At 62.9% G+C, this 14,087-nt stretch carries 13 protein-coding genes; 4 read left to right on the forward strand and 9 right to left on the reverse strand.

Going from position 1 to position 14,087, the window contains the following annotated elements:
* Nucleotides 1-5 precede the first annotated feature (5 nt).
* From ACI2JX_RS04390 to ACI2JX_RS04400, 3 genes are read right to left on the reverse strand one after another with little or no spacing between them, the layout of a single operon-like run.
* Nucleotides 6-935 carry a 2-hydroxyacid dehydrogenase gene (locus ACI2JX_RS04390; protein ID WP_404689476.1) on the reverse strand — a complete coding sequence of 310 codons (930 nt, stop codon included), beginning with the start codon at nucleotides 933-935 and terminating at the stop codon, nucleotides 6-8.
* Nucleotides 932-1,687, reverse strand: a complete 756-nt coding sequence (locus ACI2JX_RS04395; protein ID WP_368972707.1) for a class II aldolase/adducin family protein — start codon at nucleotides 1,685-1,687, stop codon at nucleotides 932-934. Before ACI2JX_RS04395 ends, ACI2JX_RS04390 begins: the two co-directional genes overlap by 4 nt.
* 14 nt (nucleotides 1,688-1,701) lie before the next feature.
* On the reverse strand, nucleotides 1,702-2,997 hold the full coding sequence (locus tag ACI2JX_RS04400; RefSeq protein WP_186555189.1) for an MFS transporter: 1,296 nt from the start codon (nucleotides 2,995-2,997) through the stop codon (nucleotides 1,702-1,704).
* Nucleotides 2,998-3,157: 160 nt separating this feature from the next.
* Here ACI2JX_RS04400 and ACI2JX_RS04405 point away from each other — a divergent pair, with 160 nt between their 5' ends.
* Nucleotides 3,158-4,141, forward strand: coding sequence for a LysR family transcriptional regulator (locus tag ACI2JX_RS04405; RefSeq protein ID WP_404689477.1), 984 nt, complete (start codon nucleotides 3,158-3,160; stop codon nucleotides 4,139-4,141).
* 22 nt (nucleotides 4,142-4,163) lie between these two features.
* On the opposite strand, the gene ACI2JX_RS04410 is transcribed toward ACI2JX_RS04405, so the two are convergent.
* Both ACI2JX_RS04410 and ACI2JX_RS04415 read right to left on the reverse strand, forming a co-directional pair.
* Entirely contained in the window at nucleotides 4,164-5,396 is a 1,233-nt protein-coding gene (locus tag ACI2JX_RS04410; RefSeq protein ID WP_404689478.1) for a M20/M25/M40 family metallo-hydrolase, read from the reverse strand.
* Nucleotides 5,397-5,584: 188 nt separating this feature from the next.
* Nucleotides 5,585-6,376 carry an SDR family NAD(P)-dependent oxidoreductase gene (locus tag ACI2JX_RS04415; protein ID WP_404689479.1) on the reverse strand — a complete coding sequence of 264 codons (792 nt, stop codon included), beginning with the start codon at nucleotides 6,374-6,376 and terminating at the stop codon, nucleotides 5,585-5,587.
* Between the two features lie 101 nt (nucleotides 6,377-6,477).
* On the opposite strand from ACI2JX_RS04415, the gene ACI2JX_RS04420 reads away from it, so the two are divergent.
* On the forward strand, nucleotides 6,478-7,428 hold the full coding sequence (locus tag ACI2JX_RS04420; RefSeq protein WP_404689480.1) for a GlxA family transcriptional regulator: 951 nt from the start codon (nucleotides 6,478-6,480) through the stop codon (nucleotides 7,426-7,428).
* A gap of 13 nt (nucleotides 7,429-7,441) precedes the next feature.
* Nucleotides 7,442-8,353, forward strand: coding sequence for a LysR substrate-binding domain-containing protein (locus ACI2JX_RS04425; protein WP_404689481.1), 912 nt, complete (start codon nucleotides 7,442-7,444; stop codon nucleotides 8,351-8,353).
* A 261-nt stretch (nucleotides 8,354-8,614) separates the two neighbouring features.
* Here the strand turns inward: ACI2JX_RS04425 and ACI2JX_RS04430 are convergent, their stop codons facing one another.
* The 3 genes from ACI2JX_RS04430 to ACI2JX_RS04440 form a co-directional block, all read right to left on the reverse strand.
* Entirely contained in the window at nucleotides 8,615-9,625 is a 1,011-nt protein-coding gene (locus ACI2JX_RS04430) for a zinc-binding alcohol dehydrogenase family protein (RefSeq protein ID WP_264233581.1), read from the reverse strand.
* A 173-nt stretch (nucleotides 9,626-9,798) separates the two neighbouring features.
* Nucleotides 9,799-10,116, reverse strand: a complete 318-nt coding sequence (locus ACI2JX_RS04435; protein WP_264233583.1) for a DUF2388 domain-containing protein — start codon at nucleotides 10,114-10,116, stop codon at nucleotides 9,799-9,801.
* 160 nt (nucleotides 10,117-10,276) lie between these two features.
* Nucleotides 10,277-10,804, reverse strand: coding sequence for a GNAT family N-acetyltransferase (locus tag ACI2JX_RS04440; RefSeq protein WP_404689482.1), 528 nt, complete (start codon nucleotides 10,802-10,804; stop codon nucleotides 10,277-10,279).
* Between the two features lie 139 nt (nucleotides 10,805-10,943).
* Here ACI2JX_RS04440 and ACI2JX_RS04445 point away from each other — a divergent pair, with 139 nt between their 5' ends.
* Complete coding sequence (locus tag ACI2JX_RS04445) at nucleotides 10,944-11,564, forward strand: glutathione S-transferase family protein (protein ID WP_264233587.1); 621 nt, start codon at nucleotides 10,944-10,946, stop codon at nucleotides 11,562-11,564.
* Nucleotides 11,565-11,665: 101 nt separating this feature from the next.
* On the opposite strand, the gene ACI2JX_RS04450 is transcribed toward ACI2JX_RS04445, so the two are convergent.
* Nucleotides 11,666-13,780 (reverse strand): TonB-dependent receptor family protein, encoded by a 2,115-nt coding sequence (locus tag ACI2JX_RS04450; RefSeq protein ID WP_404689483.1) that lies wholly within the window; start codon nucleotides 13,778-13,780, stop codon nucleotides 11,666-11,668.
* Between the last annotated feature and the right edge of the window lie 307 nt (nucleotides 13,781-14,087).

The following is a 14,087-nucleotide window of genomic DNA, read 5'->3' on the forward strand; positions in this document are numbered from 1 at the left end:
GCCCTTCAGTAACCAAGCGCCGGGTCCACCCGGTTCAGCAAGGGCTCTGCACCGGCCAAGCGTCGCGCATTCTCCGCCACCTGCTGGGCAATGCAGTCGTGCGAGGCGCAGGAGGCCATGTGCGGGGTGACGACAATCCCTGGCGTGCTCCACAGCGGGTTATCCGCGGGCAGCGGCTCTTGGTCAAAGACGTCCAGTAACGCACCACGCAAGCGACCACTAGCGACCGCTGCGATCAGGTCTTGCTGGTGCAGATGCTGGCCGCGCCCACAGTTGATCACGGCCGCCCCCGGGGCCAGCGCTTGAAAGGTTTGTCGGCAGAGAATGCCACGGGTCGACCCGGTCAGCGGCAGCAGATTCACCAACAGGTCGAGGCCGTCGAGAAAGCCGTTGAACTCAGCGCTGCCAGCGAAGGTGCGTACCCCTGGCAGCTGTTTTTCGCTGCGCGCCCAGCCACGTACCGCATAGCCCGCCGCTGCCAGCTCGGCAGCAATCGGGCCGCCCAGCGAGCCCAGCCCCATCACGCCGATATGAAAATCAGCAGCCGGCCGCTGCGGGTGACGCAGCCACAACTGGCGTCGCTGCTGGGCCATGGCCAGGTCGAAATCGCGATGATAGTGGATCACCGCCCAGCGCACGTATTCGGCCATGCCCTGGCGGTGCGCCGGGTCGACCACCCGGCACACCGGCAGGGCAGGTTGACTGGGGTCGCTGGCCAGGTGGTCGACGCCCGCCGCCACCGAGTGAATCAGTTTCAAGTTGGGCAAGCCGCCCAGGCTGCCTACGGGTGGAAACCAGCAGGCGGCCACCTGCGCCTGTTCGGCGAGGGGGTCGTCAGCCAGTACCACTGGCAGTTGGGGGGCGTTGCGGGCGAACGCCGCCTGGAGCTGGCCAAGCAGGGTTTGATCGGTCGACAGCAGAACCAGCGGTTTCATGAGCAATACGACTCGCGTTGGTGTTCGATGAGGGTGAGGGCGGCGTTCCAGCTCAGGCTGATGATCTGCGCCGCATCGTCGCGGGCAAACTGCTCGGCGGTGTGCCGGCAGACCTGTTCGCTGGGATACACCAGCTTGCCACCCCCAGCCAGGGCTTGCACCTGCGCCTGGCAGGCGCGCTCGAGGAAGTGGATCTCATGAAACGCCTCGGCCACGCTTGCCCCCCCGACCAGCAGGCCGTGGTTGCGCAGGATCATCGCCTTGTGCGGGCCGAGGTCGGCGATCAAACGCTCGCGCTCGTCCAGCGACAATGCGATGCCCTCGTACTGGTGGTAGGCCAGCTTGCCGTAGAACTTCAGCGCATGCTGACTGATCGGCAACAGCCCTTGCTCCTGGGCCGAGACGGCAATGCCCGCGGCGGTATGGGTGTGGATCACGCAGTGCAGGTCAGGCCGCGCGGTGTGGATCGCCGAATGGATGACGAAGCCTGCGGCATTGATCCGCCGCTCGCCGAACGCCTGGTCGACGACGTTGCCGTGTTGGTCGATGCGCACCAGGTCACTGGCGCACATGCGGTCGAACAGGACCCCGTAGCGGTTGATCAGAAAATGCTGCTCAGGGCCTGGGATGCGCAAGGTGATGTGGGTGTCGATCAGGTCGGTCATGCGAAAATGCGCGACCAGCCGGTACAACGCGGCCAGTTCGCAGCGTGCCTGCCATTCGGTATCGCTGACGGCGTGTGGTTTGCTCATGGAAACTCCCGGTTTTAGCGAGCGATGACGGCGCTGGGTTGTTCAATCTCGCCACGCAGGCGAGCCAGGCCACAGACACCGATCAAGGAAAGGGCGGACAGCGCGGTGAAGAACAGCGCCAATGGCATCCACTGGCCCGCGAAACGATCTGCCAGCAGCGTACCGATGATGGGTGTGCTGCCACCGGCCAAGGCGCAGATCAGTTGGTAGGCCAGCGAGATCCCCGAATAGCGCAGGTGGGCTGGGAATGCCTGGGACATGTAGCCGGCGATCACCGCGTAAAGGGCCGACAAGGTCACCACCGCCAGGGCAATGCCCAGGGTCATCAGCACCAGGTTCTGGGTGCCCACCAGCAGGAACATCGGGTAGGGCACAGCCATGCACAGCAGTGCCACCAGCTTGAGGAAGCGGCCCTCGCCGATCCGCTCGGCAAGCAACGCCGCCAGCGGCTGGGTCAGAAACTGCAGGATGGTCACCAGGAACAGACAGTCAAGAATGGTTGAGCGGGCGATGCCCTGGTAGGTGGTGACGTAGGTGATCATGAAGGTGTTGGTGAAGAAGAAGCCGGCCGAGCCGATGGTCACCGCCAGTGCCGCGAACAGGATCTGCCGCCAGCAGTCGCGCACCACCTCCAATACCGGGTATTTGACCACCTCGTGCTTGGCTTGCGCGGCCTTGAACTCAGGCGACTCATCGACGCCAAAGCGAATCGCCAGGCCGACCATCATCAGCACCCCACTGGCCAGGAACGGCAGTCGCCAGCCCCAGTTGAGGAAGTCGTCCTGATCGAGCATCGACACCAAGCGAAAAGCAATCAGCGCCAGCAGCAAGCCGGCCGGGCTGCCCAATTGGGCGAACGAAGCATAGAACACCTTGCGCTTGGCGGGAGCGTGTTCGCTGGCCATCAGCACTGCGCCGCCCCATTCCCCGCCCACCGAGATGCCTTGCACGATGCGCAGCGCGATCAGGCCGATCGGTGCCCAGATGCCTGCGCTGGCATAGCTGGGCAACAGGCCGATGCCGGTGGTGGCCAGCCCCATCAGCAGCATGGTCATCAGCAGCATCTTCTTGCGCCCAAGGCGGTCACCCAGATGGCCGAACACCATGCCGGCCAGCGGCCTTGCGACAAAGCCCACGGCAAAGGTGCCGAACGCCGCCAGGGTGCTCAGCAGCGGGTCGCTGCTGGGGAAGAACACCTGGCCAAGCACTAGCGCTGCGGCGGTGGCGTAGATGTAGAAGTCGTAGAACTCGATGGTAGTGCCGACGAATGCGGCCGCCGCCGCGCGACGCGGCTGTTTTGAGGTGTGCATGCAAAGCCCTTCTTTTATGTGCTTGTTATAGGCAGGGTGCGGATCTGGCTAAGCCGGGCGCGCTCTGTGGCGCTTTCGGGTTTTATCGCCTTGGGGCTATGATTAGTCAATTTGCTAATTCTTATCCGTCGTATTAGCAGCGCTACTAATAAGGATTGAGATGAACCCACCGACGTCGCGATCTGCTGCACTGGTCAACAAATGGGAAGGACGCCGGTTTCTCAACGACCGCCTGGACTGGAACCTGCTGCGTACCTATTTGGCGATTGGTCAGGAAGGCAGCATCAGCCGCGCCGCTGCGCGCCTGCACATCACCCAGTCGGCGGTCAGCCAGGCGTTGCGCCGGCTGGAAGAGCAACTGGAGTGCCCGCTGATCCTGCGCCGTGGGCCACGCTTTGATCTGACGGCCGCGGGCGAGGAGGTGCTGCGTATCGCCAGCGATATCTACGCCGACGTGTCACGCATCAGTGCCGCCGTCGAGCAGCGCAGCGATGCCGTGGTGGGCAAGGTTAGGCTGTTGACCATCAGCCGCGTGCATTCGGCGCTGTACGATGAGTTTCTCGGCGACTTCCACCAAGCCCACCCCAAGGTCGAGCTGGAGATCGAAGTGCTGCGCAGCGCCGACATCATCAGCTCGCTGTTGCAAAAGACCGCCACCGCCGGCCTCGGCCTGTGTCGCATCGCCCAACCCAAGCTTGAACAGCGTCAGTTGCTGCGCCAGCGCTTTGCGTTCTTCTGCGGCAAGCGTCATCGCCTGTATGGGCGCAGTGATGTGGCCCTCGACGAACTGCAAGGCGAGAGCTTCGTCAGTTTCGTCAGCGACCAGTTGGGCGGTAACTTGTCGCCTCTGGCGATGTTCCGCGATCAACATGGGTTCACCGGGCGGATCGTCGCTTCCTCCTCCAGCTTCGAGGAAATTCACCGCCTGGTGTGCGCAGGCTTTGGCATTGGTTGCCTGCCCGAGCACCTGTTGGAAAAAGATCTCGCGCAGGGCCTGCTGTGGCGCCTGCCACCGGCCGAAGGCATCGTCGATGTCGATTTGCTTTTGCTGTGGAACCGCGAGCAGAAGATGACCGTGGCCGAGAGCGTCTTTCTGGAGCGTTTCCAGCATCGCCTGGCAACCCTGGAAGCGGCCGGCCTTTGAGGCCGGCCAAGTGCGGCAAGGGTTACTGGGCGAGTTTTCTGATCATCGCCACGGTCAGGTACAAGCGTGGCGCCACGCTGTTCAACTCGATGTATTCGTCATCGGCATGTAGCCCGGCGCCGACCACGCCCATGGTCTCCAGCACTGCCGGCTTGGCACTGTCGGGCACGTAGGCGTAGCCGGCATCGGTGCCAAAGCGCATGGCGATCGGTTCGATCTTGCGGTCGATCTGGCTGTACAGCTGCCTTGCGGTTTCGGCCAACTGGGTCGAGCCCTCGTTGCGCGCCAAAGGCGGGCGGCCTTTTTCCACGGTAACGCTGGTCTGGGTGTCGGCGATCAGTGGTTTTTGCACGATGCGCTTGGCATCGGCCGCCACTCGATCGGTTTCGCTCAGGTCCGAGTAACGCATATCGGCTTCAGCGGTGGCCAGGGCTGGGATGATGTTGGCCTTCTCGCCCGCCTTGGCCAGGGTCCAATTGACCGTGGTGCCTTTGCTGGCATCGCCCAGGTCTTTGAGTTGGAGGATCTGGTGCGAAAGTTCCGTCAGTGCGTTGCGGCCTTCTTCCGGGGCGGAACCGGCATGGGACGAGCGCCCTTTGACTTGCAGTTTCAAACGGTTGATGCCGTTGGTGGCGACGGTGACCGCGTCCTTGTCTGGTGGCTCGTAGGAGAAGACGTAGTCATGCTTGCGTGCCAGCTCGGCGATGATCTGCTTGGAGCCTGCCGAACCCATTTCCTCGTCTGGGTTGAACAGCACGGTGAGCGTGCGGTAGCCCTTGAACTGCTGATCCTGCAGCAGTTTGAGCGCGTGCAGGATCATTGCCACACCGCCCTTGGCGTCGGCAACGCCGGGGCCGTAGGCACGTTCGCCTTCGATCCGAAATGGCCGCTTGGCCACGGTGCCGGGGACGAACACGGTGTCGTAGTGGACCATCAGCAGGAAGTCCTTGCTGCCCGTGCCCTTGAACGTACCGACGATGTTGTCGCCCACCGACGGCTTGGCCGGATGGGTCTGAACCTCGGCGCCGAGGGCCTTGAGGCGCTTGACCAATTCACCGCTGACTTGGCGCAGGCCCGGCTCGGTGCCTGTGCCGGTGTCGACCGAGACCAGGGTCTTGAGGGTGTCGAGGTAGTGCGCTTGTTCGGCCTGGGCCTGCTTGAGCAAATCTTCAGGGCTGGGGTCGGCGGCGAGTGCCGGGGAGCAGGCCAGGCACAGCGCCATGGCCAGGGCGAAGGGAGGACGGGACATCGGCATTGGGCTGCTTTCCTTATTATCGTGAAAGCATGAGCCTAGACCCTCAGCGCCCTACGGCAAGCCTTTGGGTGTCAATGCGGGCCTCTTCGCGGGCAAGCCCGCTCCCACAGGTACGGCATTGAGCTTCAGAGCGGTGCGGTCCCTGTGGGAGCGGGCTTGCCCGCGAAGAGGCCCTATTCATCAATCCATCAAGGCGCGCTATACCGCGCCGGCAACTGCTGATTGGACAACTGCCCCAGCAAGCCCTGGCGACTCGCCTCAAACGCTTCATAGCGCTCGAACGCATGCAGCGACGGAATCGAAATCAACCGCCGCGCATCGAAATCTTCCAGCGCCGCGCGCACCAGATCCTCAGCCGACATCACCATCGCCGGATCAAGGTTCTCCACGGGTAGCCCGCCGGTGGCCCAGAACTCGGTCGCCGTTGCCCCAGGCAACACCGCCTGCACTTGTACCCCCTGATCAGCCAACTCACGATTGAGCGACTGGCTGAAGGCTGTGACATACGCCTTGCTCGCTCCATAGACACCGTTGAGCAACTCCGGCGCCAGGCTCACGACCGACGAGATGTTGATCACTGCCCCCTGGCCGCGCGCCACCCAGCCCGGTACCGCCGCGTAGGTCAGGCGGGTGAGGGCGGTGATGTTCAGCGCGATCATCTGGGCCATGTGCTCGACGTCGCTTTCCAGCAGCGGCGTATGGGTGCCGATCCCAGCATTATTGACCAGCAGCGTGATGCTGGCGTCTTGCGCGAGCCGCGTCTCGATACTCGCCAGATCCTGGGCATCGCCCAAGTCCGCGGGCAGCACCTCGATGCTGCGCTGGGTGAGGGTGGTGAGGCGGTCGGCCAGCTGGTTCAGGCGCTGGCGATTGCGCGCCACCAAAATCAGGTCATAGCCGCGGCGCGCCAGCTGTTCGGCGTATACCGCGCCGATGCCGGAGGAAGCGCCAGTGATCAGTGCAGTGCCTGGATGGGTCATGGTTGTGCTCCGTTGAGGGGGGGGCAGCCATGATGCGGTGCTTTGCGGTTGGCGCAAATGACGCATATAGTACGCTTTTAAGACATAGCGAGAGCGTTGCCATGCACCGCGTTGGCTACCTGTTGTGCGAGGGCTTCCAGGTCATGGGGCTGGCCTCGCAGTCGGTGTTCGAGTTCGCCAATCTGCTGGTGGGCGAGTCGGTCTATGTGCTCGGCAACTACAGCGTCGCCGGGGGCGTGCTGCGCTCATCGCTGGGCCTGCAACTGCAAACCGAGGCGGTCGACTCGCCGGGGCATGCCGATACCTGGCTGGTGGCCGGCACGCTGACGCCGGTGCAAACCCCGCCCAGCGCAGCCGAGGTCGAGCTGGTGCGCGCGCTGGGCCAGCAGGCACGGCGCATGGCCGGCATCTGTACCGGCGCCTTTATCCTGGCTGCCGCCGGCCTGCTCGATGAGCGTCGCGCCACCACCCATTGGGCCTATGCCAAGGCCATGCAGCAGTGCTATCCGCGCATCCGCGTGGAAGAGGATCGCATCTTCATTGCCGACGGCAACCTATGGACTTCGGCCGGGATGACGGCCTGTATCGACATGGCCCTAGGCATGGTGGAAAAAGATCTGGGCGCAGATATCGCCCGTGCGGTAGCGCATCGGTTGGTGATGCAGCAACGGCGCACCGGTGGCCAATCGCAGCATTCGCAGATGCTTGAGCTGGCGCCTAAATCCGACCGTATCCAGGCCGCCCTGGAGTACGCTCGGCAGCATCTGCAGCAGCCACTTGGGGTCGAGGAGTTGGCTGGCGTGGTGCACTTGAGCCCGCGCCAGTTCAGCCGCGTGTTCACCGCCGAAACCGGCCAGTCGCCGGCCAAGGCGATTGAGCGTCTGCGTCTGGAAGCGGCGCGCCTGCTCATCGAGCAAAGTCGCCACAGCCTGGATGTGGTGGCGCGGGAAACCGGTTTTCGCGACCGCAGGCATTTGCGCGAAGCGTTTTTGCGTGGCTTTGGCATCCCGCCCCAAGCCGTGCGCCGCGATGTGCGCCAGCTCAACTCATGAGGAAACACCGGCAATGAAAAAACTCGTGCGCATGGACGACCTGCAGGTGTTCGTGACCACCGTCGAGGCCGGCAGCTTTTCCGCCGCGGCCCGCCAACTGGACATTTCCCCCGCCCTGGCTAGCGGCGCGGTACAGCGCCTGGAGCGTAGCCTGGGCATTCGCCTGTTCGTGCGTTCGACGCGCAAACTGCGCCTGTCGGATGACGGCCAGCGCTACCTGCCGCATGCCCGTCAGGTGCTCGATGCCCTGACTGAAGGTGAAATGGCCCTGGAGCATGGCCGCGAGGAAATCGCCGGCCCGCTGCGCTTGTCGATGCCCTCGGACTTGGGCCGAAATGTGTTGTTGCCGTTGCTCGATGAGTTCCAGGCAGCACATCCGCGGATCGAATTGCAACTGCGCTTTAGCGATCAGATCGCCGACTTTTTCAGTGATCGGCTGGATGCAGGCATCCGCTATGGGCAGCTGGCGGATTCGAGCCTGGTATCGTTGCCGCTGGCCCCGGGCAATCGCCGTATCCTCTGCGCCGCGCCCGCCTACATCGCCCGCCATGGTGCACCGAGCACGCCTGAAGAGTTGAGCCAGCACAACTGCCTGCGCTACATGATGGGCGAGCTGACCCACGAGCGCTGGAGTTTCCATACCCCGCAGGGCGTAAAAGCGGTGGTGGTGGCGGGCGATCGCACCAGTGACGATGCCGATGTGGTCAGGCGCTGGGCGGTGGCCGGGTTAGGCGTGGTGTACAAGTCGCAGCTCGATGTACGCGATGATTTGCGTGCAGGCCGTTTGCGGGAGCTGTTCCCCCGGGAGTGGGGGCAGCCGACGCCGTTGCAGATGGTTTGCGCGCACCGCCAGTCGCTGACCCCATTGGTGCAGCAGTTGCGGGCGTTTCTGCTGCAACGACTGGAGCGACTGGCCAGTGATTGACCTGGGCTTTTCAGGGGTAAGTGCCGGCCTCTTCGCGGGCAAGCCCGCTCCCACAGGGACAGCACCGATCAACGCTCAGTGGTGACCCTGTAGGGGCGGGCTTGTCCGCGAAGAGGCCAGTACAGCCGATATAAAGTGGCCAGATCACACTTCTTCGCACAGCTACAGCACTAGGTTTCAGAGCGGCGCGGCCCCTGTGGGAGCGGGCTTGCCCGCGAAGAGGCCATTGCAGGCCATGCATTGGCCGGATCAAACAGACATTCAGAAACCTTCCAGCACAATCTTGCCCTTGGCCTTGCCACTTTCGATCAGCGCATGCGCCCGCCGCAGGTTCTGCGCATTGATCGCGCCAAAATGTTCGCCCAACGTCGTCCTGAGCACACCTTGGTCGATCAACTCGGCAACCCGATCCAGCAGTTGGTGTTGCTTGATCATGTCCTCGGTCTGGTACAGCGAGCGGGTAAACATCAGTTCCCAATGCAGCGACAACGACTTGCGCTTGAGTGGCACCACATCAAGGGTGGCAGGATCGTCGATCAATGCCAGTCGCCCCTGTGGACGCAGGACCTCGATCAATTGGGCAAAGTGTCGGTCGGTGTGCGTCAGGCTGATCACCAGGTCCACCTGGCCGTCGCCGATTTGCGCCAGCTGCGGCGCCAGTGGCTGGCTATGGTCGATCACGTGGTGCGCCCCCAGCTCCTTGACCCACTGCTGGGTCTCTTGGCGTGACGCGGTGCCAATCACCGTCAGGCCGGTCAACGTGCGCGCCAATTGGGTCAGGATCGAACCGACGCCGCCACCGGCACCGACAATCAGCAGGCGTTGCCCCTCGCCACCGCCTTGGGCTACGCCAAGGCGGTCGAACAGCAGCTCCCAGGCGGTGATCGAGGTCAGCGGCAATGCGGCGGCGCTGGCAGCATCGAGGCTGCGCGGCTTGTGCCCGACGATGCGCTCGTCCACCAGATGAAACTGGCTGTAGCTGCCGGGGCGGTCGATGGCGCCGGCGTAGTACACCTCATCGCCTGGCTGGAACAGCGTGACTTCTGCTCCGACTTCACGCACGACTCCCACCGCGTCCCAACCCAACACTTTGGGTTGGCCGGTGCTACCAGAGCCTGCACGGATTTTAGTGTCGACCGGGTTGACCGAAATGGCCTGGACTTCCACCAGCAAGTCGCGCGCGCCAGGGATTGGGCGCGGTAGTTCGCTGTCGAACAGCGCTGCCGGATCGTCGATGGGCAGACCGTGCTCGGTGAAGACAATGGCTTTCATGGTGTCGCTCCAAACTCAGGTGGAATGCGACAACCTTAGCGGGATTTGGCAGCAGTAAAAATGCCGCCAGGGCAGGAAGACTTTCGTCATTTTTTTGAGAATCGCGCTGATATAGCCCGCGCGCCCCTCGCGGCTTGAATCCGCGAAAGGCTGCAGCGGGTGTGAATGATCTATCAGTTGTCGGTCAGCGGATCATCTTGAGACAGGATTGCCCGGGCCAGCTCTTCATCACTCGCCTGCAGCCCAGGATTGTTCTTGCGCGCCTGTTCCAGTGCCGACTCGGCATAGGCGCCACGAATCGCGCCGCCGCTGGCGACGAAGGCCGACAGCTCATCTCGGGCAGGAATGATTCGTTTGTCATCCTTGAAGGTCGAGTACAGCGAGGCGGAAACCCCTGCCGAGGTGGCGACATCACCCGCATCGACGCGGGCCATGGCAGAACCGGCAGGCAACAGCACCAGCAGTGAAGAAACGATCAGCAATCGACGCATGGCGAAACCTCCAGAAGGGTGAAGCCCAGGGGAATGTCTGCATGATGTTAAGAACCCAGGGGCTACTTGTAGTTCCCTGCCATCGGTCTTGGGCACATTGAGCGGGGGTGCGCACTGGCGGTGGAAGCCCGATGAGTTGCAAGCATTCGGAACCTGGCCATCACCCACGCCGATAGAGCAACCCCTGCGTCGCAGGATCATTCGGCCTGGGCGCCTCGCCAACCCGGCTGAATCCTGCACGCTCAGCCAAGCGCTGGCTGGCGGTGTTGTCCGTAGCGGTCGTCAGCCAAACCGCTGCATCCACAGCGTCGAGCAGCGTGTTCAGGGCCTCGCGCATCAGCCCTTTGCCGGCGAACCCCTGGCTGACCCAGTAACCCACTTCATACTCTTCAGCCCTGGGCGTCAGGCCGATGCAGCCGATCAGCTCGCCGGTGTTGGGTTCGAGCACGAAGTAGCGCTTTTCCCCTGTGGAGGTATGAAAATCGGCCTGGCTTTCTTCCAGGCCTTGCTCGATTTGTTCCAGCGTCCAATCCGGCTTGGCCCAGATCAGGAAGGGCTGGTGCAGGGCATAGCTGGCCAGCAGTGCCTGGTGTAGGTGTGGCGCCAAGGCCAGGTCTGGGCGACAAACGTGCAGGCGGGGGGTGGTCAGGGTGTGGGGCAGTTTCGCGGAACAGGTAGGGTTGGCCATGGAGCCTCCTTGCTCGATGATGTGGGTGTTGGCTGTTCGATAGTGGCCATGCTCTACTGGCTTCATCGCGGGCTTGTGCTGCGATGGGCTGCAAAGCAGCCTTCTGAACACGCCATTCAAAGGACTATGAAGGTCAACCATGCCTCAATACAAGCTGCATTGCTTCGGCGAATCCGGCAACGCCTACAAAGCCGCGCTCATGCTCGAACTCACCGGCCAAGACTGGCAACCGGTCTTGGTCGACTACTTCCACGGCCAGACCCGCACCGACAGCTGGCGCCAGCAGATCAACGAGCAGGGCGAAGTGCCGGTGCTCGAGCATGACGGGCAGACCTTCACCCAGTCGGCGCTGATCCTCGACTACCTCGCCGCGCAGACCGGTCAATTTGGCCCGCAGAGTGAAGAGGAGCATCGCGAAATCTGGCGCTGGATGCTGTTCGACAACCACAAGTTCACCAGCTATTACGCCACCTTGCGCTTTCTCTACGGCCTGAAGAAAACCGGCGAGACTGACGTGACCAAATTCTTCCGTGAACGCGCCACGGCGGCCTATCAGGTGGTGGATCAGCACCTGAGCCAAACGCCGTTCATGGTTGGCGGGCGTTTGACCATTGCCGATCTGTCATTGGCTGGGTATGTGTTCATGCCTGAGGAGACTGGCATGCAGTTGACTGACTTCCCTCACATCGAGGCGTGGAAGGCGCGGATCAAGGCAGTACCGGGTTGGAAGGCACCTTATGAGCTGATGCCCAGGGCTTGAGTTTCTCTTGAGGTCGTGGGGCCGCTGTGCGGCCCGTCGCCGGCTTCGCCAGCTCCTACAGGCATTGCGCCGGGTGTAGGAGCAGGGAAACCTCCAACCAATCAGTACCTCAGCTCAACCCCGACATAAGCGCCAATCCCATCGCCCGGCCAGAACGCCGCCGTATCCTGGCCACGGGCGTTGTACACCGGCGTCACCGCCGTCACGTAGGCCTTGTTGGCCAGGTTCTTCAAATCCAGCGACACCTTCCAATTGCCCTTGGGCGCCTCATACCCAAGGTTTGCGCCCCAGATGGTGTACGACGGCGCATACAGGGTATTGGCGTAATCCGCCGCGGTGCGTGAAGCCGACTGCACGTTGACCCCGCTGTACCAGCCGCTGTGGTGCTGGTATTGCACCTCGCCCTGGTAGATGTGCTTGGGAATGCCGGGCAGTTGATTGCTGCCGAAGGTATCGTCGTTGCGGTAGTAGAAGTCGTTGTAGGTGTATACCTGGCGCCAGCGCACCTGGTCGCCCTGGGCGTTCTCCCACAGGCGGGTGTTGAGGCCTGCTTCGATGCCTTGGTGGATGGTCGGCGAGGCGTTGAATGCACCGGTGACTGCGGCAGCGGTGGAGGTGGCGGGGATGATCTGCACGTTGAGCAGCTCGTTGTGAATCCACGAGCGATACAGCGCCAGGCTGCCGTCGAAGATGCCATGCGAGCCTTTGATGCCGACCTCGAAGGTATTGCCTTTCTGCTCCACCAGCGGGCGGATGTAGGGCAGGCTCGGGCCGGAGCCGGAGTACTCCCACGAGGCCGGTGGGTCGATGCTGCGGCTGACGTTGGTGAACACTTGCAGGTTCGGCGTGAACTCGTAGCGCAGGCCGATGCGTGGGGCGATGCTCCAGTTGTCGTAGTCGACGTGCTGGGGGAAGTCGGTGCGGTTGGGGTTGACTGCGTAGTCGATGTCGACCTTGCGCCGCACGTTGACGAACGACACACCGCTGGTCAGCCACAGGCCATCGACCAGGTTGAGGTCGTTGCCCAAAGAAAACACCCGGTCGAACGAATCCTGGTAGTCGACCTTTTTCAGCGAAACCTTGTCGCCGGTGGCCGAGTTGACCCCGCCGCGCAGGTGCTGGGTCGAGGTGAAGGCCAGGCTGCTACGGCTCTCGTGGCCGAACAGGCTGTCGATGCGGTCATAGCCAAGCAGCAGGCCGAGGTCGTGCCAGTCCCAGTAGCTGGGGTTGCTCGGGCTGCGCGGGTTATTGGTGTGGCGGTAGTCGTGGTACGACAGGCCCACGGTCAGCCGGGCATCGTCATCGAAGGTGTAGGTGGTCTTGCTGCCCAGCCAGATGCTACCGGGGCGCCGCGCGCCGGCGCCGCTGCTTTCGGCGGTGGCACTGGCGCGGCGCGGGTGGTGCTTGGCATTGGCCAGGGTGGTGGCGCTGGGGTCGTTGTGGAACTCGTCGCGATAGCGCAGCAGCAGGCGTGTCTCAAGCTTGGGGCTGAAGCGGTAGCCGGCGTTGGCGACGATGCCCGAGCTGCGCGACAGGCTGAAATCGCGCGAGCCGTGGTTGCGGTAGTTGTCGGCTTGCAGGTAGTAGTCCAGATCGCCTTCGACGCCGCCGACACTGACGGTTTGCTTCTGGTAGCCATAACTGCCGGCTTCGGCGCGCAGGCGCAGGCCGGGGGCGCTGTAGCCGGTGTGGTTGACGAAGTTGACCGCGCCACCCAGGGTCAACGCGCCGTACTGGAAGGCGTTGGCGCCGCGCAGGATCTCCGTGTAGTTGACCCCCGAGGCATTGAGGAACTCGTAGGGTGTACCGCCCGGGCCGGTCAGTGGCAGGCCATCGAAGAGGAACTTGATCCCCTCACGGAAGTAGCCAGGCGAGGTGTTGGCACCGGAGCCGCGGATGGAGATCTTGGCGGCGTCATTGCCGCCGGTGGACTGCACGAACACGCCGGGCTGATAACCGAGGGTGTCTTGTAGGGTGGCGGTGCGGCCCTTGGCGACTTCTTCGCTGTCGACCACGCTGGTGCCGCCGGGTACTTCCGCCAGCTGGCTCTGCGCGGCTTGCGCGGCGGTTTGCCTGGCGCCTTGAACCGTGACTGTACCCAGGGTCTGGTCGGCCTCGGCGGCAACCGCCGGGGCGAGCAGGGCAGAGCTAAGGGCTGTGGCCAGGGTGGCGTGGCGCACGGCCAGGCGCAGTCGATTGGGTTGCATCACATGCATCGGTGTATTCCTTGAAGTTCATCGAAAGTTACCTCGGCGTTCTATGGGTATAGTCAAGCCAGTCGCTGGGGATAGAGCAGGTTTTGTGCCAGATGGCAAAGGGCCTGGTGGCCGTAGACTTTGCCTTTGTTTAAATGAATTAGATGAACATTAGGACAACTTTTGTTGAAGCGGTGTTGTCGTTCGGACAGCGCCGGTTATATGCAAATTACCAAATTAACAATGCACATTTAGTGGCGGCGATTGATGTTTCAAGTGATGGCTTCTTCGCGGGATAAGCCCGCTCCTACAGGATAGCGTAGATCCG

Source organism: Pseudomonas sp. NPDC088890 (assembly GCF_044900155.1).
Taxonomy (GTDB): domain Bacteria; phylum Pseudomonadota; class Gammaproteobacteria; order Pseudomonadales; family Pseudomonadaceae; genus Aquipseudomonas; species Aquipseudomonas urmiensis.